Annotated in this window: 26 protein-coding genes; 14 read left to right on the forward strand and 12 right to left on the reverse strand. The window is 33.3% G+C overall.

Annotated features, from left to right (window positions below; genetic code table 11):
• Positions 1–493: 493 nt before the first annotated feature.
• Positions 494–1,228 carry a flagellar type III secretion system pore protein FliP gene (gene fliP / locus CHLWT_RS03920; protein WP_111948831.1) on the forward strand — a complete coding sequence of 245 codons (735 nt, stop codon included), beginning with the start codon at positions 494–496 and terminating at the stop codon, positions 1,226–1,228.
• Between the two features lie 28 nt (positions 1,229–1,256).
• On the opposite strand, the gene CHLWT_RS03925 is transcribed toward fliP, so the two are convergent.
• Entirely contained in the window at positions 1,257–2,162 is a 906-nt protein-coding gene (locus CHLWT_RS03925) for an AEC family transporter (protein ID WP_063998355.1), read from the reverse strand.
• A 157-nt stretch (positions 2,163–2,319) separates the two neighbouring features.
• Here CHLWT_RS03925 and CHLWT_RS03930 point away from each other — a divergent pair, with 157 nt between their 5' ends.
• The gene (locus tag CHLWT_RS03930; protein WP_063998354.1) at positions 2,320–3,669 is read left to right on the forward strand and encodes a class II 3-deoxy-7-phosphoheptulonate synthase; all 1,350 of its coding nucleotides are present in this window, start codon (positions 2,320–2,322) and stop codon (positions 3,667–3,669) included.
• A 111-nt stretch (positions 3,670–3,780) separates the two neighbouring features.
• Here the strand turns inward: CHLWT_RS03930 and CHLWT_RS03935 are convergent, their stop codons facing one another.
• The 6 genes from CHLWT_RS03935 to CHLWT_RS03960 are packed head-to-tail and all read right to left on the reverse strand — an operon-like array spanning position 3,781 to position 8,593.
• Positions 3,781–4,458 (reverse strand): lysophospholipid acyltransferase family protein, encoded by a 678-nt coding sequence (locus CHLWT_RS03935; protein ID WP_063998353.1) that lies wholly within the window; start codon positions 4,456–4,458, stop codon positions 3,781–3,783.
• Positions 4,442–5,635, reverse strand: coding sequence for an SH3 domain-containing protein (locus CHLWT_RS03940; protein ID WP_112000381.1), 1,194 nt, complete (start codon positions 5,633–5,635; stop codon positions 4,442–4,444). The genes CHLWT_RS03935 and CHLWT_RS03940 overlap by 17 nt, the downstream gene beginning before the upstream one ends.
• Positions 5,629–6,294: a phosphoribosylformylglycinamidine synthase subunit PurQ gene (gene purQ, locus CHLWT_RS03945; protein ID WP_111948823.1), complete on the reverse strand. Its 666-nt coding sequence runs from the start codon at positions 6,292–6,294 to the stop codon at positions 5,629–5,631. The genes CHLWT_RS03940 and purQ overlap by 7 nt, the downstream gene beginning before the upstream one ends.
• A gap of 2 nt (positions 6,295–6,296) precedes the next feature.
• Positions 6,297–6,527 carry a phosphoribosylformylglycinamidine synthase subunit PurS gene (gene purS, locus CHLWT_RS03950; protein ID WP_063998350.1) on the reverse strand — a complete coding sequence of 77 codons (231 nt, stop codon included), beginning with the start codon at positions 6,525–6,527 and terminating at the stop codon, positions 6,297–6,299.
• Between the two features lie 47 nt (positions 6,528–6,574).
• Complete coding sequence (gene purC, locus CHLWT_RS03955) at positions 6,575–7,288, reverse strand: phosphoribosylaminoimidazolesuccinocarboxamide synthase (RefSeq protein ID WP_063998349.1); 714 nt, start codon at positions 7,286–7,288, stop codon at positions 6,575–6,577.
• Between the two features lie 9 nt (positions 7,289–7,297).
• The gene (locus CHLWT_RS03960) at positions 7,298–8,593 is read right to left on the reverse strand and encodes a S41 family peptidase (protein ID WP_063998348.1); all 1,296 of its coding nucleotides are present in this window, start codon (positions 8,591–8,593) and stop codon (positions 7,298–7,300) included.
• A gap of 419 nt (positions 8,594–9,012) precedes the next feature.
• Between CHLWT_RS03960 and CHLWT_RS03965 the strand changes: the two genes are divergently transcribed.
• The 5 genes from CHLWT_RS03965 (at position 9,013) to CHLWT_RS03985 (ending at position 16,870) form a co-directional block, all read left to right on the forward strand.
• Complete coding sequence (locus CHLWT_RS03965; RefSeq protein ID WP_176320860.1) at positions 9,013–11,541, forward strand: TonB-dependent receptor plug domain-containing protein; 2,529 nt, start codon at positions 9,013–9,015, stop codon at positions 11,539–11,541.
• On the forward strand, positions 11,535–12,383 hold the full coding sequence (locus tag CHLWT_RS03970) for an ATP-binding cassette domain-containing protein (RefSeq protein WP_112000383.1): 849 nt from the start codon (positions 11,535–11,537) through the stop codon (positions 12,381–12,383). The genes CHLWT_RS03965 and CHLWT_RS03970 overlap by 7 nt, the downstream gene beginning before the upstream one ends.
• Positions 12,383–13,057 carry a hypothetical protein gene (locus tag CHLWT_RS03975; protein ID WP_111968691.1) on the forward strand — a complete coding sequence of 225 codons (675 nt, stop codon included), beginning with the start codon at positions 12,383–12,385 and terminating at the stop codon, positions 13,055–13,057. The genes CHLWT_RS03970 and CHLWT_RS03975 overlap by 1 nt, the downstream gene beginning before the upstream one ends.
• The gene (locus tag CHLWT_RS03980) at positions 13,057–14,223 is read left to right on the forward strand and encodes a DUF4857 domain-containing protein (protein ID WP_112000384.1); all 1,167 of its coding nucleotides are present in this window, start codon (positions 13,057–13,059) and stop codon (positions 14,221–14,223) included. Before CHLWT_RS03975 ends, CHLWT_RS03980 begins: the two co-directional genes overlap by 1 nt.
• A gap of 70 nt (positions 14,224–14,293) precedes the next feature.
• Complete coding sequence (locus CHLWT_RS03985) at positions 14,294–16,870, forward strand: ATP-dependent Clp protease ATP-binding subunit (RefSeq protein ID WP_111975476.1); 2,577 nt, start codon at positions 14,294–14,296, stop codon at positions 16,868–16,870.
• Positions 16,871–17,256: 386 nt separating this feature from the next.
• Here CHLWT_RS03985 and CHLWT_RS03990 read toward each other — a convergent pair whose 3' ends face one another.
• The 5 genes from CHLWT_RS03990 to CHLWT_RS04010 all read right to left on the reverse strand — a co-directional run bounded on the left by CHLWT_RS03990 (position 17,257) and on the right by CHLWT_RS04010 (position 20,194).
• Positions 17,257–17,565, reverse strand: a complete 309-nt coding sequence (locus CHLWT_RS03990) for a hypothetical protein (RefSeq protein ID WP_111948807.1) — start codon at positions 17,563–17,565, stop codon at positions 17,257–17,259.
• A gap of 6 nt (positions 17,566–17,571) precedes the next feature.
• A complete protein-coding gene (locus CHLWT_RS03995) occupies positions 17,572–17,772 on the reverse strand; it encodes a hypothetical protein (protein ID WP_112000385.1) in 201 nt (66 codons plus the stop codon).
• A 179-nt stretch (positions 17,773–17,951) separates the two neighbouring features.
• A complete protein-coding gene (locus tag CHLWT_RS04000; RefSeq protein ID WP_151062171.1) occupies positions 17,952–18,116 on the reverse strand; it encodes a YgaP family membrane protein in 165 nt (54 codons plus the stop codon).
• 10 nt (positions 18,117–18,126) lie between these two features.
• Entirely contained in the window at positions 18,127–19,476 is a 1,350-nt protein-coding gene (locus CHLWT_RS04005; RefSeq protein WP_112000815.1) for an NAD(P)/FAD-dependent oxidoreductase, read from the reverse strand.
• A gap of 82 nt (positions 19,477–19,558) precedes the next feature.
• Positions 19,559–20,194: a Crp/Fnr family transcriptional regulator gene (locus CHLWT_RS04010; protein WP_244948803.1), complete on the reverse strand. Its 636-nt coding sequence runs from the start codon at positions 20,192–20,194 to the stop codon at positions 19,559–19,561.
• 98 nt (positions 20,195–20,292) lie between these two features.
• On the opposite strand from CHLWT_RS04010, the gene CHLWT_RS04015 reads away from it, so the two are divergent.
• The 7 genes from CHLWT_RS04015 (at position 20,293) to rimM (ending at position 25,319) form a co-directional block, all read left to right on the forward strand.
• Positions 20,293–21,225 (forward strand): 4Fe-4S dicluster domain-containing protein, encoded by a 933-nt coding sequence (locus tag CHLWT_RS04015; RefSeq protein WP_063998339.1) that lies wholly within the window; start codon positions 20,293–20,295, stop codon positions 21,223–21,225.
• Between the two features lie 3 nt (positions 21,226–21,228).
• Entirely contained in the window at positions 21,229–21,909 is a 681-nt protein-coding gene (locus CHLWT_RS04020; RefSeq protein ID WP_063998338.1) for a formate dehydrogenase subunit gamma, read from the forward strand.
• Positions 21,902–22,837 (forward strand): SLAC1 anion channel family protein, encoded by a 936-nt coding sequence (locus CHLWT_RS04025; RefSeq protein ID WP_111948799.1) that lies wholly within the window; start codon positions 21,902–21,904, stop codon positions 22,835–22,837. Before CHLWT_RS04020 ends, CHLWT_RS04025 begins: the two co-directional genes overlap by 8 nt.
• Positions 22,838–22,908: 71 nt before the next feature.
• Positions 22,909–24,255, forward strand: a complete 1,347-nt coding sequence (gene ffh, locus CHLWT_RS04030) for a signal recognition particle protein (protein WP_151062172.1) — start codon at positions 22,909–22,911, stop codon at positions 24,253–24,255.
• A 71-nt stretch (positions 24,256–24,326) separates the two neighbouring features.
• Complete coding sequence (gene rpsP / locus CHLWT_RS04035; RefSeq protein ID WP_063998335.1) at positions 24,327–24,554, forward strand: 30S ribosomal protein S16; 228 nt, start codon at positions 24,327–24,329, stop codon at positions 24,552–24,554.
• Positions 24,554–24,799 carry a KH domain-containing protein gene (locus CHLWT_RS04040; RefSeq protein WP_034960953.1) on the forward strand — a complete coding sequence of 82 codons (246 nt, stop codon included), beginning with the start codon at positions 24,554–24,556 and terminating at the stop codon, positions 24,797–24,799. The genes rpsP and CHLWT_RS04040 overlap by 1 nt, the downstream gene beginning before the upstream one ends.
• Positions 24,789–25,319 carry a ribosome maturation factor RimM gene (gene rimM / locus CHLWT_RS04045; protein ID WP_111975672.1) on the forward strand — a complete coding sequence of 177 codons (531 nt, stop codon included), beginning with the start codon at positions 24,789–24,791 and terminating at the stop codon, positions 25,317–25,319. Before CHLWT_RS04040 ends, rimM begins: the two co-directional genes overlap by 11 nt.
• Position 25,320: the final 1 nt, after the last annotated feature.

Below are 25,320 nucleotides of genomic sequence, written 5' to 3' on the forward strand. Positions count from 1 at the left end.
GTGTTATAACTATTGTGATAGTTTCTAAAATGCTATTATTTTCGTAGGCTAAATGTTCTTGATTACTTACTTCTTCTATGACTTCTTTTAAGATTAGTTTGATTTCTGGTAAAACCCTTATATGAGTTTTAAGAGTTTGCTAAGCAATACATAAATCCTTTGTAATTTAAATTTGCATTGAATTCTAAATTTTTAATTAAAGAATTCAAGGTTATAAATTTGAATTTACATAGTTTGGTTTTTTAAAATTCTTTTTTTGAGACTTCTAATATAAATTTAACTTTCTCAAAATATAAAGAAAGGTCGTTCATATTGATATCTTGTAATCTAAAATTTGATTACGATTGCTTTTAATTTGTTTAAATTTATTAGTAAATTTAAAATACCATCAAAATTTGATATGTCTAAGAGATGGTTACTAAATACTGCTTGGTTTATGAAAAAATTTAGACAAAATTTGATAAAATCAGCCATTCAATTTTAAGGCTAGACTTTGAGGTTTTTACTACTATTTTTATTTGGCTTTGTTGCTGTTTTTGCCGCCGATACGCTCACTGTTCCTACTATAAATTTAACATTAAGCGCACCAGATACGCCCCAGCAGCTAGTTACTAGCTTAAATGTCTTAATAGTCCTAACGATACTAGCTTTAGCTCCGTCTTTGATCTTTGTTATGACTAGTTTTTTAAGGCTCATTATAGTATTTTCATTTTTGCGTCAAGCTATGGCAACACAGCAGATGCCACCTACTAGCATACTTATCTCACTTGCTTTGATACTTACGTTTTTCATTATGGAACCAGTAGCCAAAAAATCATACGATGAGGGTATAAAACCGTATTTAGCCGAGCAGATCAGCTATCAAGAAGCGTTTGAGCTTGGTAGCAAACCATTTAAAGAGTTTATGGTGAGAAATACTAGAGAAAAGGATTTAGCTCTATTTTATAGGATAAGAGCTCTGCCAAATCCAAAGACTATAGACGACGTGCCATTTAGCGTAGCTGCCCCTGCGTTTGTCATAAGTGAGCTAAAAACAGCTTTTGAGATAGGATTTTTACTTTATCTTCCTTTTTTAGTCATAGATATGGTAGTAAGCTCTGTGCTTATGGCTATGGGTATGATGATGCTACCGCCTACGATGATATCTTTGCCTTTTAAGCTACTGATATTTGTATTAGTAGATGGATGGAATTTGTTAGTTGGAAATTTAGTAGAGAGCTTTAAATAGTACTAAAAAGACCTAGCTTGGTCATAGATCAAGCTAGAAATAAAAATATGCTAGGTATGCTTATGAAAGTAAATACTATGCCAAGAGCGACACTTGAAATAGCTAAGTTGGTATCTAAATTTGCTTTTAGTATCATAGCACTAGCTAAAACCATAGGCGGCATCGCACATTCTATAAGTCCTATCATCCATTTTTGATCGAAATTTACGCCAAATGAAGACGCTATTATCACAAACAATGCAGGTGCTATCACCATTTTTGCCACTAAAACCACGCTTGTGCTTTTCCATGCACTTTTTACGCTGTTAAATCCAAGTCCTATTCCAACAGCAAAAAGGGCCACTGGCACAACGCTACTAGCAAACATTTTAAGCGGTGGAAATATAATATTTGGAAGTTCAAAATTTCTACATATTAGTCCTAATATAAGTGCTACAAACGGCGGGAATTTTAGTATTTTTATCGTATTTTGTATCAAAGAAACCTTTGCAGGAGCACCAAGCGATAGTATTAGCGGACCTAGTATAGATATAGGAATTCCAGTTGCTAGTTGATCATAAAATATAACTTCATTTATAGATTCCTCGCCAAAAAATCCCTGAACGACCGGGATACCAACAAAAAGAGTATTTCCAAAAAGACTAAGTAGCGCCAAACTCACTATAGTAGTTTTTTTAAATTTAAATAAAAACCCAAGTCCTACTGCGATAAGAGCTGCTAATATAGATGAGCCAAAACCAGTAAGTATGATATTTATCAAATTTATATCGATATTGACGTGATAAATTCTATCAAAGATCATAGCAGGAAGTGCAAAACATAAGACAAAATCTATAAATATTATGGCTTGATTTTGTGCTAAAACTTTAGTTTTTTTTGCCAAATATCCAGACGCTAGAAGTATAAAGATAGAAAACATAGCTTCAAAAACCATATTTGATCCTTTTAATATTTTTAGTGGCGAATTATATAACTATTTCATAAAAGAAAAATTAATTAAAAATAACTTATGTAAAAATAATGTAATTTTTAAATTTAAAAAAAGAAACGTTTAGATATAATCAAAAAACTTATAAAATCAAGGTATGATAATGGAAAAATGGACAGTGAATAGCTGGAGAAAGTATAATATTTTACAACAACCTACTTATCCAGATATTAATGAATTAAACAACGTAGAAAAAAAGATAAAATCTCTTCCGCCACTTGTTTTTGCTGGTGAAGTAAGAAATCTCAAAGAAGAATTAAAAAATGTGACGTTAGGCAATAGCTTTTTACTTCAAGGCGGAGACTGCGCTGAGAGCTTTGCGAATTTCAGTGCAAATAATATCAGAGATATGTTTAAAGTAATGCTTCAAATGGCGATAGTCCTTACATTTGCTGGAGGCTGTCCTATCGTAAAGGTAGGTAGGGTGGCAGGGCAGTTTGCAAAACCTAGAAGTAGTGATTTTGAAGAAGTTGGAGGAGTGAAGCTCCCAAGCTACAGAGGCGACATCATAAATGGTTTTGAGTTTAAAAATGAAGCTAGGGTGCCTGATCCTAAAAGAATGATCGAGGCTTATTATCAAAGCGCTTCTACGCTAAATTTACTTAGAGCATTTTCACGTGGAGGACTTGCGAATTTGCACGAAGTTCATCGATGGAATCTTGGCTTTATAAAAAGGGCTGAGATCGGAGATAAATTTGAGCTTTTAGCAACTCAGCTAACACAAACGCTAAATTTTATGGAGGCATGTGGCGTTACTACTCAAAATACACCAACACTTAGCGAAACAAAGCTCTATACGTCTCATGAAGCGCTATTGCTTCCTTATGAAGAGGCTTTAACTCGCATTGATAGTTTAAGTGGCGACTGGTATGACTGCTCTGCTCATATGCTTTGGATAGGTGAAAGAACAAGGGGAGTAAATGACGCTCATGTACATTTCTTAAGTGGAGTTAAAAATCCTATCGGTTGTAAGATAGGACCAGATGCTAAGCCTGAAGATATCGTGGCTTTAGCAAACAAACTAAATCCTAGTAATGAGCCAGGACGTCTTAATATCATCATAAGAATGGGTGCTAAAAAGATAGAAGATAGACTTCCAAATTTACTAAATAGCGTCAAAAAAGAAGGGTTAAATATCCTTTGGAGTATAGATCCGATGCACGGAAACACTCAAAAAGCTAGTAGTGGCTTTAAAACTCGTGAGTTTAATGACGTAATGAGCGAAGTAAGAAGCTTTTTTGATATACATAAGGCTTGTGGCACGATAGCAGGCGGGGTGCATCTTGAGATGACCGGACAAGACGTAACTGAATGTACGGGCGGAGCGTTTAAGGTAACTGAAGAAGCACTTGCTAGCAGATATGAAACTCAGTGCGATCCGCGTCTGAATGCAGATCAAGCTCTAGAGCTGGCATTTTTAATAGCAGATCTAGTCAAAGAAGCTAGGAAATAATCATTAATTATCTGCTTTTTTATCCGCAAACGACGTTTAGTCATTGCGGATATAAATTCTAGCGCATATCTCATAAAAATCAGCCATACATTATAGGAAGTAGGGCAAAACTCATATATTTTCGTCTAGTATTTTTTGCATTTTGGCTCTTGTTATCTCTATCCAGTCTTCATTTGATGTATCTACTAAGTCCATATAGATAACTTTTACTTCGCCTTTGCTAAAAGAGAAATTTTTTGTATCTAGTATCTTTCTTGAATTTACTATAACTATCGGTTGAACTTTTAAATTTAGTTTAGAAACGATAATCTTAGCGCCGCTATGAAATTTTAAAAGTTTATCGCCTTTACCTCTAGTACCTTCTGGGAACATTGCTACCACGCGACCGTTTTGGATGCGATCTTTTACGTCTTTTACAAGTGTCGTGATAGATCTTGGATTATTTCTATCGATAGGGATCATTTTTGGTATGGTTAAAATCTTGCCTAGTATAGGTATATCGCCGATCTCTTTTTTGGCTATCCATGATAAATTTGCAGGATGTATATCTTCTAAAACAATGATATCTAGCATACTTTGATGGTTCATGATGACTAAATTTGCATCTTTATTTGGGGTTCCTGTGATCTGCATTTTATAACCCATAAAATATCTTTGTGCTTTAGCCCATTTTCTTCTGATCTCTCTGTGATGTTTGTTGAACATCCACATCAAAATTACTACTATAGCTATGCTTATTACTAGCTCTATCGCGATTAAGATAGTTTTTATTTTATTTAATATCTTCATTTTTTACCCATCCGATATTTTTATTTTCTAACAATATTTTAGTATATTTATCGTTTTTAGACATAACTTTTACAGATTGAGGTTTGTCTGATATGTAAAATATAGTAGAATTATTTGTAGGCAGTATCTTGACTTCTGAGTTTGCTTTTAGCGTCGCGTCGCTAAAAGGTTTGTTATCATAAAATGAGTAAATTCCAAAAACTATTGCTATGATTAAAGAATAATAGCTTTTTTTAAAGATAAAAAATAGTAAAAATATAACGATAAGTGAATATATAGTTATATCCTTATAAAGCTCAAACTCACTTTCTTTGGGGTTTAGATTTACTTGAGTACTTAGATCATCATCTTGCACATCAACATCAAGATTAAATTTTTTAAATTCATCTTCTTTTAAATTGTAGTAGCTAAACTCTATAGATTTTATCTTGTTGTTTGCAATTATAAAGTAGCTTCCGGTTTGGTTATTGTAATCGCCTTTTATGGATTCTATGCCTTGTTTTTGAAAGTTTGAAGGTATAAAAAATGAGCTGAGATTGCCATTTTTTATCTCAAGTTCTAATGTTATTAGATTATTTTCATCATCAAATTTAGAACTTTTTACTTTTTTAACTTCTAGATTATCAGCTACAGTATTTGAGAAATTCTCTTCTTGTTTTAGATTTTTTATAAGCGGAAGCTTAGGCTTTATACTTGCTTTTTGAAAAAAATTACCATTTCTATTTAGTATTAATGTGATATCTTCGATATTTGCAGACTCTTTATTTGCTTCAAACCAAAGAGTTGTATTATACACGCCTTTTTTACTCTGTATCCAGTTTGGTTTTGGATTTAGCCATGATATATCATTTGCATTTATGCTAAGATTTAGATCAAAAGCGAGATTGTGCCCTGTGTCTGCTTTTAGATCTAAGCTAAAAATTTGATGGACATATACAGATTTTTTTATTTTAGAAACCGACATTTTAGTTTCATTAGGCTCTATATTTTCATAAATTTGAGTTCCAATGGCGTTGTAGTCTGGTTCGTCTGTCGGCGCTATCTTTTTTATATCATCTATATTTATCGTTTTCTTTTGTGGTGTGTTTTGCTCACCCACCATATCAAACACACTTACTTCATCTCTAGCAAAAATAAAGCAGACAAGCAAAACGATTAAAGAAATACTCTTTAACAAACTAGACCTTTTAGCATTTTCATCCCGTCAGTTCCTCCTAGGATTTCTTCTATGGCACGTTCTGGATGAGGCATAAGTCCAAAGATATTTTTTTCTTTGTTACAAATTCCTGCTATATTATCTATCGATCCATTTACGTTTATTAAATTTCCGTTCTCATCGCAGTATTTTAAAATAACTTGTTCGTTGTCGTATAGTCTTTTTAAGGTATCTTCATCGGTATAATAATTTCCCTCTCCGTGTGCTATGGGGATATTTACCACATCGTTATTAGCAAAATTTGATAGGAATTTATTGTTGTTTGAGATAACTTTTAGATGATGAAATTTACTTATAAAGCTCATATTTTCATTTCTTCTCATCGCGCCTTCTAAAAGTCTGGTCTCTAAAAGCATTTGAAAACCGTTGCATATACCTAAAACTAGTCCGCCTTTTTTAGCGTGAGCTACGACAGCACTCATCGCAGGACTAAATTTAGATATAGCTGCGGTTCTTAGATAATCTCCATAACTAAAACCGCCCGGTAAAACGATAAGATCTGCATTGATAGTAGTATCTTTATGCCATATTATTTGTGTTTGACAACCTAGTTTATCAAATGCGTATTTTGTATCTCTTTCGCAGTTCGTTCCTGGAAAATTTACGATAGCTACTTTCATTTTTAGCCTTTTATGATTTCGTAATCTTCTATGACCGTATTAGCTAATAGTTCTTCGCACATTGTTTTGATATCAGCATCACTGATGTCGTCTTTTAAATTTAGAACGATTTGTTTTCCGATTCTTACTTCATTTACGCCATCAAAACCGAGTGAGTTAAGAGCATGTTCTACAGCTTTTCCAGCAGGATCTAAAACTCCATTTTTTAAAAAGACGTTTATGATAACTTTCATAAAATAAAACCTTTCTTAAAATTTACTCAAGCGAGTCACAAGTCTGTTTATGCAAGTATGCGACGAAGAACTTCTTCATACGCGACTTTTACACTTCCTAGATCCTGTCTAAATCTATCTTTATCCATTTTTTCATTTGTTACAGCGTCCCAAAAACGACAACTATCAGGGCTTATTTCATCTGCAAGTAAGATATTTCCGTCTTTATCCACACCAAATTCAATCTTAAAATCGACTAATTTTAAACCTTTTTCTTTGAAAAATGGAAGCAGTATAGAGTTTATCTCTCTTCCTAAATGCTTCAATCTATCAAGATCATTTTCGCTTTTTACAAGATCCATGATAAGACAATGTTCGTCATTTACTAAAGGATCACCTAAAGCATCATCTTTATAATAAAACTCTACTAAAGTAAATGGCAAAATAGTTCCTTCTTTTATAGCAAGTCTTTTACTAAGACTACCGGTTGCTATGTTTCTTACTACAACTTCAAGTGGTATGATTTTGCATTTTTTTACGACTTGTTCTGTGTCGCTGATAGTTTCAACAAGTGCGGTTTGTATGCCTTTGCTTGTTAATAGTTTAAAAAGCGCAGTTGATATTTTGTTATTTAGTGCGCCTTTTCCGCTTTCGCTACCTTTTTTTTCTGCGTTAAATGCGGTTAGATCATCTTTAAACTCAGCTATCAACAAGTCATCATGTCCTACTACTGACCACATTTTTTTACCTTTACCCTCGTAAATCATCTCTGACTTTTGCATCATTTTCTCCTATTTGATGTTTTTTACTTTGATTGTATCGATTGCCGTTTTTAGTTGTATATCATCATAAATTTCTTTTTTTGTGATGATATTTTTATCGCTCTCATCTTTTTTATTACCTTTTTTTGGCTCAATCTTATCAAGCTCACTTTCTAAATGTTGCTTTAAGTCGCTTTCTTTGATATTAAATCCATTATCATCTTCAGTAGGCACTTTTCCAGGATATACTAAAACATCGGGTTTTACGCCAACTGCTTGGATAGTTCTGCTACTTGGAAGATAGTATCTAGCCACAGTTAGCCTTAAGGCTTCTTCATTGTCTATAGGCATGACTACTTGCACGCTTCCTTTTCCAAATGTATTTTCACCGACTACGACAGCGCGTTTTAGGTCTTGAAGAGCACCGCTTACTATCTCACTAGCACTTGCGCTACCGCCATTTACTAGTATGGCAAGTGGAGCTTTTGTGATCATTTGGTTAGGATTTGCTTCGTAAGCTTCATCTTCGCTTTTACTTCTTCCTTTTTGTGTGACTATAGTGCCTTTATCTATAAATAAATTTACAAGTCCTACTGCTTGATTTAGTAGTCCGCCTGGATTGTTTCTAAGATCTAAAACTATACCTTTGACGTTTGGATATTTTTTAATAAATTCTCTTGCTTTATCTGTAACGTGTTGATCAAACGTAGTAACTCTAAGATATAAGATATCTTCGTCTTTTATATGTTTTGCTACGACTGATTCTACTGTGATGATATCTCTTTGCATATTTATATCAAATGGTTTTTTCTCACCTTTTCTTACTATAGTTATCGTGATAGGAGTTTTTGGCTTACCACGCATTTTATTTACTGCTTCATCTATAGTTATGCCGATAGTTGAGTTTCCATCTATCCTTAGTATGACATCTCCTGCTTTTATACCCGCTTTATACGCTGGAGTATCATCTATAGGCGATATGACTGTAAGTGCGCCATCTTTCATACCTACAGTAATACCAAGTCCGCCAAATTCGCCACTTGTTTGAATCTGCATATCTTTAAACGCTTTTTGATCTAAAAAGCTTGAGTGTGCATCAAGATTTGACATTAGACCAGCTATAGTTTTATCTACTATCGCTGTGAAATTTAGATCATCAACGTAATATTTTTCTACTATTGCTATTGTTTTGGTAAGTTTTGCCAAAGCTTCTAATTTATTTGACTGCCCAGTATCTGTCCCAGCATTTAAATTTACTGCTGTAAAAAGTCCTACTGCAAGAGCCGTCCCAAATCCTAATGCTTGAAATAAATTTTTCTTTTCCAATTTTCTATCTCCAATTTTTAAAAAATCAATTTTATTTAAATTTGCCTAAATTTAAAGTAAAAACAAAGAAATATCTAAATGTCTATATTTTCTGATTTTGTTTTTCTTAATAAAATCAAAAAAGATACTAACAAAGTAGTAGTATTGCGCAACAAAAAACGAAGTTAAAATGATAAAACCGATGATTTTTTCCACAATTAATTTAAGAATAATTATCATTTTAAGTTATAATTTATTTGCTATTTATTATAATTGAAAATTAAAACTGAATTTTACCGAGGTAATTATTTGAATATTCATATGATAAAAATCACGTATAAAAATCGTAAATTACTATTTTTTAGATCACTTTTTATAAATTTATTTAATCCAAAATCTTCATCGTTAGAAGCCTGTAAATTTAAAATTTAAGGATAACGATGAATAAAGCAACTTTAGCTTTTGTTTTTGCTTCGAGTTGTGCTTTTTGCGATAGTGCGCAGCTTGAAGCTGTAAATATAATAGGCAGTAGTGAGCAATCCATAGCTAGTAACGGTGAGTTTTTAGGCTCTACTAGATACGATAAAGACGCGATCGATGCTTCTTTATCAAAAGATGGTACGATAAGTGATATCATAAAGAAAAATCCAAATGCAAGAGTGAGTCGTGGCGAGAGAACTAGCAAAAACGGTGGCGAGATCGCACCGCAAAATATATCTATAAACGGAGCTGAAGTTTATCAAAACAATTTCACGCTTGATGGTATAAATATCAACAATGACATAAATCCTTTGGGTGGAATTTTAAGCACTGGAAGTGCGGCAAATATAACTCCATTTTTAAGCAATCCTTCTTTGGGGCTTAGCGTAAATACAGATCTACTTGAAAATATAGAAGTTATAGATAGTTTTGTTTCCGCAAAATACGGCGGCTTTCAAGGCGGCGTGATAAACGCTAAGACAAGGGATCCAAAGCGTGAGTTTGGTGGAAAAATCTATTTTGGCTATACAAGTGATAAGCTTACAAAAGTCCATATAGATGATATAGAACAAGAGTCTTATGACTACGCTACTACTAGCTCATATCAGCCTGAATTTAAAAAATACAAAAGCGGAGTTACTTTAGAAGGATATGTTAGTGAAAATTTCGGATTAATGTTTGATTATAATAGACTTTATTCTACTATTTTGCAAAGAAAATATAGCCAGGATTACGATATAGACGTAAATAAAAAAGACGAAAAAAGAAATATGCATAGGATAAACGAAAATTATTTCTTAAAAGGCGTTTATACGAATGATCGCTTAAAACTCACGCCTAGCATACTTTACGCTCCATACAGCGCGACTTACTACAGCATAGGAGGCGAAAATGCTAAAGCTGAGGTTAAAGGCGGTGGAGTAAATTTAAACTTAGGCGTGGATTACGAGTTTAACAGTGCTTTATTTAAGCAAAATTTCGGACTAAATACTACTTCTATGGATAGACAAACAGATAGTGATAAAATGCTTGTTTGGTGGAAGTCTAAAACTATGCAAGGCTACACGCCAAGCAAGACTACTACGGTTTTAGATGGAGTGGGTGGAGATATAGAACAAAACCAAAAAAGTTTTTTATATAACTCTTCTATAGATTTTGAAGATGTAGATATCTTTGGAATTTCAAATCGCTTTTCTTTAGGTGCCCAGCTAGAAAAAATAAATGCGAAATACGACATCACGAAGCCTTATGTAAGTGCGAACAGTGCTATAAGATTAGGCGATGGGAAAACTTGCGCGGCAGGCGATATCTTTTGTCTAGAAGGAGACGTTGTCGCAAAAGGTAAAGAAACGTGGAAAGCCCAGTATTTTAACAAACATTATAAATATGATGGAAAGATAGAGTTTGATTACAATCAAGCTTCATTTTGGCTAGAAGATAGGATAAAAATATCAAATTTAACTTTAAAACCAGGAGTTAGACTAGATAAGAATGATTATATGGGGGGGGGTCTGAATATCGCGCCTAGATTTGTGGCAAATTTAGATGTTTTTGATGACAATAATACAAATATATTTGGCGGATTTAATAGATATTATGGAAGGAACATTTTAGCTTATAAGCTAAGAGAAGGAATGGCTAGTCTAATGAAAACTTATACTAGAGCTGATGAAAATAGTCCGTGGATACAAACAAAAACAGAGCCGAGCGCTTTTAAATTTAGCTCCCTAAATGTACCTTATGATGATGAAATCGGTATAGGAGCTACACAAAAGATAGGAAATTTAGAGCTTGGAGTTAAGTATCTAAGGCGCGAGGGAAAGGATCTCATCAGACGTTCAAGTGCAAAGAAAATGGGCTACAATCTTGGAGATAATACTACTTTGAAAGAAGATTATTCTGTCTATACAAATGAGGGAAAAAGTCTATCTCATATCTATACTTTGAGTTTAAATACTATCAGCGATATTGTTGTAGCAGGAGTTTCAAATGCATTTGGTCTTAGCTTTAACTATATAGATTCTAAAAGAAATTTTAATACTTATGAAGATGTATTTGATGAGTATCAAACTACCGCGACAAAAGTTATCTTTAATGGAAATTTGATAAATCAAAGCGAGTTGCCAAACAATACAAATAAAACCCCTTGGAATATCAATGCAAATTTAGTTACAAAGCTTCCGTATAAACTATCTTTGGGCAACTTTTTAAATATTCAAGGTGGATTTGATGGGATCATAAGTGACGCTAGTCAAACCATAGGCGGGAAGACTTATAGGGCTTATAAAAGTAAAAAAATCGGTCCTGCTTTTAGCTGGGATATGAGGCTTTCGTATGAAAAGAATTTAGTAAAAAACAGTGCATTTTTTGCGAATTTAGATATCTCAAATTTATTAAATAGAAAAAATATAGAAACTATCGATAGTGCTGGAGTTATGAGCTATGATACAGGAAGGCAAATTTGGTTGGAGGTAGGATATAAATGGTAAAAAATGTTATTGAATGTAAGAATTTGACGCAATTTTACGGCAAAAAGAAAATTTATGAAAATCTAAGTTTTAGCGTAGAAGAGGGTGAAGTCACAGCGCTTTTAGGTAAAAACGGAGTTGGTAAAAGTACTACTATAAATATTTTAATGGGAAACTTAAGACCGCTTAGAGGTGAATGCTTGATCTTTGGTCACCATAGCCACGCGCTGCCTGTGAGTGTTAGAAGCAAGATAGGTTTGCTTTATGAGGGATACGTGACTTATGACTATCTAATGATAAAAGATCTTTTAGAGTTATACTCTTGCCAGTATAAATCTAGGTTTAAGCGTGAGATATTTTTCGAACTTTTTAACAAGCTTGGAGTAAGTATAAAGCAAAAAATATCCACGCTCTCACTAGGTCAAAAGTCACAAGTCGTGCTTGGACTAATTCTAGCAAGTAGTCCTAAACTGCTTATTTTAGATGATTATTCTTTAGGGCTTGATACTGGCTATAGGAGGCTATTTTGTGAGTTTTTGCACGATTTTATAAGAAGTGGGCAAAGAAGTGTTTTGATGACAACGCATAACGTAAATGATTTGGAAAATTTGCTTGATAAAGTAGTGATCTTAAGAAAAGATAAGGAGCCTTTTGTAGGAAGTTTTGACAAATTTAGACAAGGTCTTAGGGGATTTTCTTTAGATAAAAGCAGAGATCTAAGCAATATAAAAGGTATAGAAAGCAAGACTGAACTTAACGGCGAAGTACAAATTTATGGCTTTTTAGATGAAACTTTTAGTGACACTAAAGAGCTAAGCTTGAGTTTTGAAGATGCATTTTTAGGATATGTAGGGAGATACTAATGATAAAAAAAGAGTTTTATAAATTTAAAGAAGCGTTTTTTGTTTTTGTTGTTTTGATAGCTGCGTTTTTGGGATATATCTTTTTTGAGTTAAGAAGTGCTGTTTTAGATGAGGGAAATTTGAAAGTAAATTTGATATTTTTACTTCAAAAAGGTTTTAGCTTTTATCATTTAGGCGATATAAATTTGCTTTTTAGCGTAGTAATTAGCTGCTTTGTTTTTGGACGCGAAAGACAAAATGAAAGGCTTAGACTTAGTCTATTTTTTCCAAACAAGATCTTTAAAAATATAGCTTATATCGTGCTTTATCCACTTATTTTTATTCTTGGTGTTTATGCGTGTGAGATTTTGATCTTAAATGTTTTTTTAAGTCATATCTACGTGAGCGAGATTTTGAGCGTGATAAACTTTTGGTTGTTGTTAAATTTCTTATTTGGGATAGTTTTTTATCTTTTAGCAGGAGCTATTATCATCACCCCTTTAAAGAAAAATGCTACGCTAAATTTAGGCGTATTTTTTGGGATTCTTTATCTGTATTTTGAACTAAATCCTGATATCTACGAGCTACAAAGCTTTCATTCAAATGAGCTTGGAATGGTATATTTTTTGATATTTTTTATGTATGCATTAGGTGCTTTAGTTTTATCGTTTGACGCATATAAAAAGGGGCTTTAATGAGATTTTTAAGGATTTTTCAGGCTTTTATAGTTGTTGTTTTACTTGCTTTGTTTTTGCCTAAATTTATCGATAGCATTTTTGCTAAGAGTGATGTAAAAGTAAATTTATATTACTCTGAAATACTTGATAAATTTATAATTCAATCCGGACAGAATTATCAAATTCTAGGAGATAAAAATATCACAAAAGATGAATTTATGGCGAATTTACCATTTAAGTTTTATTCTTATTTGCTTGCAAAAGGTATTTTTCCTGAGTGTTTTAGCGAGTTTGCAAACGAAGATAAAATAAGGGCAAACTCACTGAATTTTATGGTAAAACCAGATATTTATAATCAAAAACCGTTAGAAATTTGGACGATTTTTGAGTCAAATCCGCCTTATCTTAGGCTTAGTTATAATGACTATGCAATTAGAGCTAAAAAAGATAGTTTGGAGTTTGTAAATCTCTTTAGCCTAAAGATAGAAAAAGAGCTTAGTAGGGTCTATACAAATGCTCTTAAAAACAGTGGTTTTAGCTTTCCCATAAAACATTTTTTTACAAATCCAACGACAAAAAAACCGTTTGATGAAGGAGCGTTTATAGTTGATAGTTTAAATCAAATTTATCATCTCAAAATGATTGATTCTAAACCATCTGTTAAAAAGACAGATATCAAAGGCGACGATCTTGTAATAGTCAGTGAAAATACTAAAAAAGAGTTCTACGCAGCCATTCTTTCTAAAAATAGCGTAAAATTGATAAGTTATGATGACTATAAACTAATAGAGTTGCCAAGTGGCGACTATGATCCTAGTACCGATAAGTTTGCCTTATATATAACGCCTATTAGTAAAAGTGTAGTTATACATAAAAAAGATAAAATATTAGGATATAAGCTAAATGATGACTACGCCATAAACTCTGCATTCCATTACGATATACTTAGAGAAACGACTGCTAAAGATATAAAAGAGATGATTTTGCCGTTTGAGATAAGAAATTTAAGCTCATATCTTTATGGATTTAAATTTGAGGGTGTTTATGTAAAAGCATTAATTTTAAATTTGATTTTATGTTGTTTAAGTATGCTTTTATATGGAAAATCTGAGCTGATAAGGCATATTTTTGTTTTAATATTTGGTATTTACGGATTTATAGCCATGATATTTATGGCGCCGTAATTTTTTGTAACCTTGACAAAGATAGACTAAAGTTGTATAATACTCTTCATATAAAGTTTAAGGAGCAAAAATGGCAAATATATTTGAAGAATTAACCGATCAAACTAGAAGTTTAGTTGAAAATTCACTGAGCCTTGCTATAGGCAACAAAAACCCAGAAGCCTTGAGTTTGCACATGCTTTGGGCATTAGTCGCAGATAGTAGCTCTATACTAAATCAAATTTTTAATAAAACAAATGTAAGCAAAGATGCAGTTTTACTAGACATAAAAAGTCGCGCCTCTAAGCTTCTTACTAGCTCAAACGTTAGTAGAGAGAATATCAAAGTTTCAAGCGAACTTGTAAATAGCTTAGAAAATGCAAAAGCCGTTATGATAAGCTTAGGCGATAGTTATATCGCTGTTGATACTTGGATTTTAGGTAATCTTGACAAAGAGCCTTTGAAAGAAATTTTAAGTAAATATATAAATTTAATAGAGCTTAAAAAAGAGCTAGAAGCCATTCGCGGCGGTCGCACAGTAGATACTCAAACTAGCGATGAAACTCTTGATAGTCTTTCTAAATTTGGAGTAGATCTTACTAAAAAAGCAAGTGATGGAGAGCTTGATCCTGTTATCGGAAGAGATGAAGAGATAACTAGAATGATGCAAATTCTCATACGTAAAACTAAAAATAACCCTATCTTGCTAGGTGAGCCAGGAGTTGGAAAAACAGCTATAGTAGAGAGTTTAGCTCAACTTATAGTAAAAAAAGCAGTTCCTACTAGTCTTGTAAATAAACGCGTCATCGCTCTTGATATGAGTGCTCTTATCGCCGGAGCAAAATATCGTGGCGAGTTTGAAGATCGTCTTAAAGCAGTAGTAGAAGAGGTTAAAAAAGCGGGAAACATCATACTCTTTATAGACGAAATTCACACTATCGTAGGAGCCGGAGCTAGCGAGGGCAGTATGGATGCTGCAAATATACTAAAACCAGCTCTTGCTAGAGGCGAGCTTCACGCTGTTGGAGCTACTACTCTTAAAGAGTATCGCAAGTATTTTGAAAAAGACGCAGCCTTGCAGCGCCGTTTCCAGCCAGTAAATGTTGCTGAGCCTAGTGTAAATGAAGCTTTGCAAATTTTACGTGGTATCAAAGACAAGCTAGAAGTTCATCATAACGTAAATATCACAGATAGCGCTCTTGTGGCTGCTGCAAAACTAAGCGATAGATATATAAGCGGTAGATTTTTACCAGATAAAGCTATAGACTTGATCGATGAAGCCGCAGCTGAGCTTAAAATGCAGATCGAAAGCGAACCTTATGAGCTATCAAAGGCTAAAAGAGAGATCGAAACTCTAATAGTCGAAAAAGAAGCTTTAAAAATGGAAAATAGTGATAAAAATAGCGAACGTCTTAATGAGATAGAAAAAGAGGTTGCAAATTTAAATGAGAAAAAATCCGGATTAGAAGCTAAATTTAAAAATGAAAAAGCGGTATTTAACGGTATAAGCGAAGCTAAAAAACAGATAGAAAGTCTTAAAAATGAAGCTGAGCTTGCAAAAAGAAATAACGCTTATGAAAAAGCCGCAGAGATAGAGTACGGCAAGATCCCAGAGGCAAGTGCTAAGATAAAAGAGCTAGAAGCCAAATGGGAAGAGATGAAAAAAGACGGAGTTTTGCTTAAAAACGAAGTTGATGAGGATATGGTAGCGGGTATTCTTAGTAAATGGACTGGAATTTCAGTAAAGCGTATGCTAACTAGCGAAAAGGAGAAATTTTTACAAGTAGAAGAGTATCTTAGACGTAACGTAGTAGGACAAGACGCCGCACTTCACGCTCTTTCACGCGCCATAAAACGAAACAAAGCAGGGCTTAGCAGTCAAAATAGACCGATCGGTAGCTTTTTGTTTTTAGGGCCTACTGGAGTTGGTAAAACAGAGAGTGCAAAGGCGTTAGCTAGGTTTTTATTTGACGATGAAAAAGCACTTATTCGTTTTGATATGAGTGAATATATGGAAAAACACAGCGTCTCAAGACTGCTTGGTGCGCCTCCTGGATACGTTGGGTATGATGAGGGCGGACAATTAACCGAAGCAGTTCGTAGAAAACCTTATAGTGTGATACTTTTTGATGAGGTTGAAAAGGCTCATAAAGACGTATTTAATATACTACTTGGGATTTTAGATGATGGAAGGGCGACAGATAACAAAGGCGTTACTGTGGATTTTAAAAATACTATCATCATTTTAACTAGCAATATAGGCTCTTCTGCGATATCAAATTTAAGTGGAGACGAGAGAGAAAATGCGGTAAAAGATGCGTTAAAAGAGTATTTTAAACCTGAGTTTTTAAATAGATTAGATGATTGTGTAATCTTTAATCCTCTTGGCGCAAATGAGCTTAGTGGCATAGTTTCTATAATGTTTAAAGAGCTAGAAGCTACTCTTCAAAACAGAGGTATCAAGGCTGTTCTTGATGACAGCGCTAAAGAGTTTATAGCTAAAGCAGGATTTGATCCGGTGTATGGTGCGCGTCCTCTTAGAAGAGCTCTTTATGAGTTAGTCGAAGATAAACTTGCTGAGATGATACTAAAAGATGAGCTAAAAAGCGGTGATAGCATAAAAATATCTGCGATTAATGATGAAATAGTGGTAAATTTAGTCGGCTAGACTAGCATCGCTTTTTTATTTTTGTGGTTTTTGATATCAGGATTTCTAGTATCAAAACCACAAATATTATCCCATATGAAAGAGCTAAATTTAATTACGGGTGGAGCTTTAAATAGCATTTTTTGGCTCAGCTTTTATACTGGTATGAAGTGGCAATGAGCTTTTAAACGACGTTTATTCAAGTGATGATATGGCAAATACGAAAGTTACAAAAGATAGATAAATAGTTTGCATATTTAAATCGTGGTGTAGATAAGCGAATTTCAAAGCTAAAATGCGTTAAATAACGCAAATTTGCTAGAATTAAATAGCAAGCAAATACAAGAGCAAAGATTATCTTAATTTTACCAAAATTATAAATTTATTAAAGCCCCTTAAAAAGGGGCTTAAGCATATATATCAAGCTTTAAATATGTCCTGGAGTAATTTATCTCAATTTTATCAAAGCTACTTTGGCTAACTGGCTGGATGGACTTGGTAGTTTGAGTATCAGTAGAGCTGGTATCTGTGTTACTATTTGTAGCACTTATACTAAGCTCTTCTTTGGCATATTCTATACTTAAGAGATTTTTTTCTTCATCTTTTTGTTTAGCTATCTGCTTTTCTAGCTCTATTTGAGCGAAATTTAATGCAGGTTTGCCAAAATACTTAAGCTTCGTATCAACCATCACTCCGCAAACTTCTATAATAGCCATTTTTATCTACCAATTACAAATTCCAAAGCTCTTACAAGCTACTTGCTGATAAATATGCTGTTTTGGTGTTTGGCACGATTTGTAATGCCAAGATGGATAAGCTTTGCAACCTCGATAGAAATTTGCTCTATCTTCTATTTCATCTTGAGAAAATTCGTTTGAAAAAGCAACTATGGTGAAAAAACTTAAGAAAATAATTTTTCTCATATTAAATCCTCTATTTGTTGTTTAAGAGCCTATTTAAATGCCCTTAAACTCACATATCGGTAATGTTGCAAATAAATTTATTTTTTTAAATTTAAATAGCATTTTTTATTTTGAATGTGCAAATTTGTAACATTAAAAATCGATTATTAGCCACAAAAGCACTGATTAAATTTTCAAATTTATACACCCTTTTTTCTTATAAATTTATATAAAGGACAACCATAAACAGCCGTAAGCAAAGGCCATAGACCTATTAGCCACCACCAGCTTTGACATACAAATCCAAATATAAAAAATATAACCGCCGCTATAAATAATCGAATTGTCTTATCTAAATTTTTCATCTTTTTTTCCTTATACTAGTCCTCTAAGCATACCTTGCATTACCATTGGTTTAAATAAATTTAATTTTACAAACCAGTTAAGATAACTCTCCCTTGTAGCACTAAAGCAAGGCATAGAAGGCGTAGGCTTTCCGCTCCAGTTAAACTCTACCATTACAGCTTTTCCATATCTTGTCACAAAAGGGCAAGCTGTGTATCCATCATATTTTTCGCTTGGTTCTAGACCTTTTATTACATTTATCAAATTTGTTGCTAGTTTAGGATACATTTTTCTGATACTAGCTCCGGTTTTTCCGTTAGGAAAGCCACATATATCGCCGATAGCAAAGATATTTTTAAATTTCGTTGATTGTAGCGTCTCTTTATTTACACTTACCCAGTTTCCATCTGCATCACCATTTGTCACGCTAAGACCAGCTTCTTTATACATAAGTGCCGCCCTTTGTCTTGGGACAACATGAAGCCAGTCAAATTTTGCTTCTATTTGCTCTGTTGCTATTTTGTTTTGTCCATTTTCTCTGTATTTCATAGTATGTTCGAATATAGCTGTATTTCTTGCCTTATCTACTGCTATTATTTGATGATTTAGTTTGTAGTTTATATCTCTTTGCTCAAACATTTGCTCCATTACCTTAGCATAGATAGAAGATGAAAATGTTTTTGCCCCTCCGCTATATAGGCTTATAGATACCTTATCTCTATTATTTGCTAACCTTGCTCTATCTTCGCTCATCATCATCACTTTTTTATTCACACCGCTGCATTTCATAGGCGTTTTATTTTCACAAAATAGACCAATTCCACCTTTATTTGCTAATTTTTGCATAAGCTCATTTGTCTTTATAGAGCTATTTAGTAGATATACAGAGCTGATATTTGTATCATTTAGCACATCTTCATTTTTTAAGCCTTGTATCGTCTCAAAATCATACTCGACACCAGTAGCTAATACAAGATAATCATAAGTATAATCTGTTCCGTTTTGGAAACTTACGCTATTTGTGTTTGGCGATATAGAAACCACATTTTGCTTTATCCACTCTACGCCATCTGGGATATAATCTGACTTTTGAAATACCACATCATCAGCGGTATAAATCCCAGTTGCTATGAGAGTAAAACCAGGCTGATAATAAAACATTTCATCACTATCAGCCAAGGTTATCTTAGCATTTGGCAGCTCACTTCTTAGCCTTGCAGCTAAGGATATGCCAGCAAGTCCTGCTCCTATGATTAGAATTTTTGACTTTATGTCTTTGTTGTCAGCTATTTGCTGTGCGTTTAGAGATGTCGTAGCACTTAGAGCAACTGTAGTAGCCGCAAAAAGCTTTAGAGCATCTCTTCTATTTAAATCAGCCATTTTCAATCCTTTTTTGGTTTGGTTTTACAATGATAGCTGATTTAAATGTTTTTTTCAGTGACATTATCACTAAAAAATAGTGTTATTTGATTATTATTTGATTTCGTAGAAGTTTTATGCTTCCAGTTTTTTCCATCTCTTTTAGGATTCTAGATACAGCTTCTCTAGCACTTCCTAAATGCCTAGCTATCTCTTCGTGGGTTAGATTTAGTTCTTTATTTACTGCATTTTCTTGCAAAAAATCTTGAATTCGCTTAGATAATGGTAAAAAAAGTGCTTGTTGCATTACAAACACGCTATTTGCAAATCTTTTTGAGAGAAGCTCTAGCACATAGTTTGATAACTTTATATATTTTTGCTTGAGTTCAGAAAAGACTTTAGCTGGAATGACTAGTAGGCATAGTCCATCTTTTGCCTCTAGACTTATCTCAAATTGCAACGAGTCTGATATACAGCTTGAGCAAAGTATGCACTCATCATTTTGTTTTAGGTTAAAAATCGTTATCTCTTTAGCATTTTGTGAGAGTATAAAGGCCCTTAAGCTTCCGCTTTTTACGATGACAAAGCCATAGCATTTTTTCTTATTTTGATATATTACTTCATTTTTGTCAAAATTACTATAATAAGCGTTTTCTTCTATGAGTTTTATGTCTTCTTGGCTAATATCAAATGATTTAAATTTATCTCTAATCATCAATTTATCAGCATTATCTATCAAAATCCACCTGCTAAATTTGATATTCGTGTGATTTTATCACAGAAAAATTATGCAATTCTACTTATAATTGCCTAAAAAATATATTAAAGGCTGTATTTATGGATAGACGAAGTTTTTTTAAATTTAGTGCTGTTGCTGCTAGCTCTCCGCTTTTTGCAACTTCAAATTTGGAAGACAAAAAGATAATGAGCATCATCGACCTTGATCTTTGTGATGGCTGTAAAAATGAGCCTATACCGCTTTGCGTAAAAGCTTGTAGGGATAAAAATGAACCAAATTTTCCACGCCCACAAAATCCGATTATGCCATATTTTCCACAAACTAAATTTGAAGATTACCAAAATCAAAAGGATAATATCAATCGCTTAACGCCATATAACTGGACCTTTGTCGAGAGTGTCAAAGTAGGGCAAAAAGAGGTTTTTATCCCGCGTCGTTGTATGCACTGCGATAATCCACCTTGCCAAAAGCTCTGCCCTTTTGGTGTGATTAGCAAGAGTGATGAAGGTGCTGTAGATATAGATAAAAACTTCTGCTTTGGTGGGGCAAAGTGTCGTGATGCTTGTCCGTGGCAGATCCCACAAAGACAAGCTGGGGTTGGGATATATCTTAAAATCGCTCCAAAGCTAGCTGGTGGAGGTGTGATGTATAAATGCGATATGTGTGCTGATTTGCTTGCTAAAAATGAAAAGCCAAAATGCCAAATTTCTTGTCCGAAAAATGCCATTATTTTTGATAAAAAAGAGAGAATTTTAGAGCGTTTAAAAGATGAAAAAAGAGAAATTTATGGACTAAATGAAAATGGTGGGACAAGCACGGTTTATATCTCTAGTGTTAAATTTGAAGATATAGATATGGCAATTAGCCAAAAATACAAAGATAAACAAAATAAGGTTGGCACACCACATATGAGCCGTGTTGATAGCCCTTTAAAAGATTCTACCACACTTGCGACGGCTACTTTACTAGCGCCAATAGCAGGTCTCATCGGTGCTGGAATCGCTGCATATAAAGCTGGGAAAAAAGGATAAAAAATGAAAATCAAAAGACAAAATTTGCAAAACCGCATAATTCATTGGGGCGTGGCATTTAGTATATTTGGTTTGATTATGAGCGGATTATTTCAAATGCCTATCGCAAAGCGTTATAATATCAATAAAATTCCGCTTTTTGAGTGGAGTGGGGATTATTATTTTACTTTAAATTTACACTATATTTTTGCTTTTTTGCTTGTGTTTTTTGGGATATATCATATCATATTTCACACTATGAGAAGGGAATTTGATATATTTCCTAAAAAAGGAGATATGAAAAATAGCTATTTGGTTATAAAGGCTATGATTACAAAATCACACGAGCCACCATCTAGCAAATACCTGCCAGAGCAGCGTTTAGCCTATATAGCTATAGCTTTTACTATCTTAATGTTAGCAGTAACGGGTCTTATAAAAACATATAAAAATTTATTAGGATTTGACATATCAAATGAGCTGTATTTTTGGGCTGCACAGCTTCATAACCTTGGTATGGTTATGATAATACTGCTGATAATAGCTCATTTAATGGCCTTTATACCAAAGGCAAATAGAAAGCTTTTGCCATCTATGTTTAGCGGAAAAGTGGATGCAAAATACACTATCCAAAGACATAGCTTGTGGAAAGATGGAGTAGATGAAGCTAAAAAATTAAATTTGAAAGAGGAAAAAGATGGGTAGATTAGCAAATTTCCATATAATGTTTTTTGCTGTTATTATGGGGCTTGGCGGATTTGGAATGGCTTATAAAAAGCTAAATGAGATTATGAAATTTGATGATGTTGGTTTTGTAGTATTTAGGGTTTTTGTGAGTGCGATTTTTATATTGATAGTATTTTTTTACATATTAAAAATATTTACAAATTTAGATAAAGTCAAAGAAGAGCTCTCTCATCCTATAAAGATAAATTTCTTCGCCACAGTGCCTATTTCAATGCTTATTTTAGCGAGTTTATGGCAAGATGTTAAGTTTGTTTATGAGATTTTATTTTATATCGGAGTTGTTTTTCAGACATATTTTACATTTTATGTGATTTCATTTTGGATAAATAAAAATTTAGAGATAAAGCACTCAAACCCAGCGTGGTTTATCCCGATTGTTGGTAACTTAATAATCATCGTTGGTGCTAAAGAAATTGCTTCTTGGATGTGGTTTTATTTTAGTGTGGCAATGTTTTTTTGGGTTGTGTTGTTTTCGTTGGTATTTTATAGGATTTTATTTCATGATCAGCTTCCAAGTAAATTTATGCCAACGCTTTTTATTATGATAGCTCCTCCTGCTGTTGGATTTTTAGATTATATAAAGCTTACAAATAGCTTTGATTTAGTAGCTATTTTTCTTTTAAATTTGGCTATGTTTTTTACTTTTCTTGTGATTTTTATGTATAAAAATTTCTTTAATCTTAAATTTTTTATTTCGTGGTGGGCATTTACATTTCCAACAGCTGCTGTAAGTATAGCTTGTTTTAAAGCGTATGAGATAACAAATAGTATCTTCTTTTTAAATTTAGCAAATTTGATTTTTATTTTGCTTGTGGCTATGATAGTATTTATTAGCTATCACACTATTAAAAATATTGTAAATCAAAATATATGTATGCCAGAGTAGTATTTAAACAATTTCAAAGTAAATAAAAGATATAATTAGCTCCTTTTAATAAAAATTAATAAAGGTAAATTGTGTTTGAACTTATAGGCGAATCGCTGAAATCGGCTGTAAATAAACTTAAATTTGTTGATGATGAGAAGGCTTTGAAAAATGCGTTAGAGACGCTTAAAAAGTCGCTATTAAAAGCTGATGTTTATCATAAGGTTACTAAGGAGCTAGTATCTCTTGTAGAATCTGATATGAAAAAGGGTGCTATAGGTCAAAAACAATTTTTAGATAGTATAAAATCAAATTTAATTAATATTCTAACCGCTCCAAATGATGGAAATAAGAGCAGTGGCTTTGTCTTTGCCTCTAATCCTCCAACTATTGTATTAATGGCGGGTTTGCAAGGCGGCGGAAAAACTACAACTACTATTAAACTTGCAAATTATCTAAAATCAAGAAAAAAGCGTGTATTGGTCGCTGCTGCCGACTTACAGCGTCTAGCAGCGGTTGAGCAGCTTAGACAGCTTTGTAGTGCTAATGAGATTGAATTATTTAGCATAGATGGAGATAATAACCCAGTAAATGTAGCCAAAGAAGCACTCAAAAAAGCAAAAGATGGTCTTTATGATGTGCTTTTAGTCGATACTGCTGGGCGACTAGCGATTGATGAGGCTTTGATGAATGAGCTAAAAGAGATTAAATCAGCCTTAAATCCGCACGAAATATTCTATGTAGCTGATGCGATGAGTGGTCAAGATGGTGTTCGCACAGCAGCTAGTTTTAATGAAGCTCTTGGTATAACAGGGGTGATTTTAAGCAAATTTGATGCTGATACTAAAGGCGGAGTGGCGATAGGCATAGCTCATCAAGTTGGGATTCCACTTAGATTTGTAGGTGTTGGTGAGAAAGTGGCTGATCTTGAGAGTTTTATCCCTGATAGGATTGTAGGTAGAATTTTAGGCGAGGGCGACCTTGCTACCTTAGCTGAAAAAGCATCAACAATAATTGATGAAAAAGAGGCTAAAAAGCTAAACAAAAAGATCAAAAAAGGTGAATTTAACTTCAATGACTTTATCACTCAGCTTGAGAGTGTAAAAAAGCTTGGTAGTATGAAGAGTCTAATAGGCATGATACCAGGACTTGGAAATATGGCTAATCAATTAAAAGATATAGATTTGGATAATTCAGATCAGATCAAACATATCAAAGCTATGATAAACTCAATGACGCCAAAAGAGAGAGAGAATCCAGATCTTTTAAACAACGCTAGAAAACGCAGAATAGCAGCTGGTGCGGGACTAGATCAGATAAGTGTTAATAGATTTTTAAAGCAATTTAGTAGTGCAGCCAAACTTGCTAAGAAATTCTCTAATAAAGATAGTATGAAAGGTTTTGCATCTATGATGGCAAACGCAAATCGCCCTAGATAATTTAGGGCTTACTTATGGCTATAAATTTAGCTATAATTAAGCCTTAATCAAAAAATAATTAGGAGAAAATAATGGCAACAGTAGTTAGACTAACAAGAATGGGACGCAAAAAAAGACCATTTTATCGTATTGTGGTAACTGATAGTAGAAAAAGAAGAGATAGTGGCTGGATAGAGAGTATTGGATACTATAATCCTATGGTAGAACCAGAAGTAATTAAATTTGATGCCCAAAGACTTGCGTATTGGAAAAGCGTAGGTGCTAAACTTAGCGATAGAGTCGCTCAAATAACAAAATAATGGTTGAAGAATTTTTAAAAGAGTATGCAAAACTCATAGCAGATTGCCCTGAACTTATCAAAGTAGAAAGAGTTAGTTTGGGTGAAAATTTTGATGAAATTATTGTACATGCAAGCAAAGCTGATACCGGAAGGCTTATCGGTAAAGACGGCAAGATGATAAATGCTATTAAGACAGTAATTATTGGTTGCAAAGCGAAAGACCCAACCTCATATAGAATTACGGTAAAAGCTATTGAAGAGTGATTTTGTAGAGGTTTGCGTACTTGGAAAAACTGTTGGTTTAAAAGGAGCTGTGAAGCTCCATAACCGCAGCGACTTTCCAGAGCAATTTAAAAAAGATGCTAAATTTTATGATAAAAAAGGTAAAGAATTTATCATAAAAAGCTTTGATAAGACAAATTCTCTCGTGGTATTTCAAAATTATGAAGATATAGAACTAGCCAAAAGTTTGGTAAATACTGTTTTGTATAGGACTATAGAAGATACAAAGCGTTTTTGTAAATTAAAACAAGATGAGTTTTTTTACTTTGATATTATAGGTTGTTTTGTATATGAAGATGATACCTTACTCGGTGAAATTTTGGATATCATAGAAGTTGGTAGCGGATTTTTATTTAGTATCCAAACGGCTGCAAATCTTGTTTCTAAAGGTTTAAGTACTCAGTTTTATATACCGTATCTTGATAACTTTATAATAGATGTAAATATCGATTTAAAAAAGATACAAGTTAAAAATTCGATTCAGATTCTTTATAATTCATAAA

This window comes from Campylobacter hyointestinalis subsp. lawsonii (assembly GCF_013372165.1).
Taxonomy (GTDB): Bacteria; Campylobacterota; Campylobacteria; order Campylobacterales; family Campylobacteraceae; genus Campylobacter; species Campylobacter lawsonii.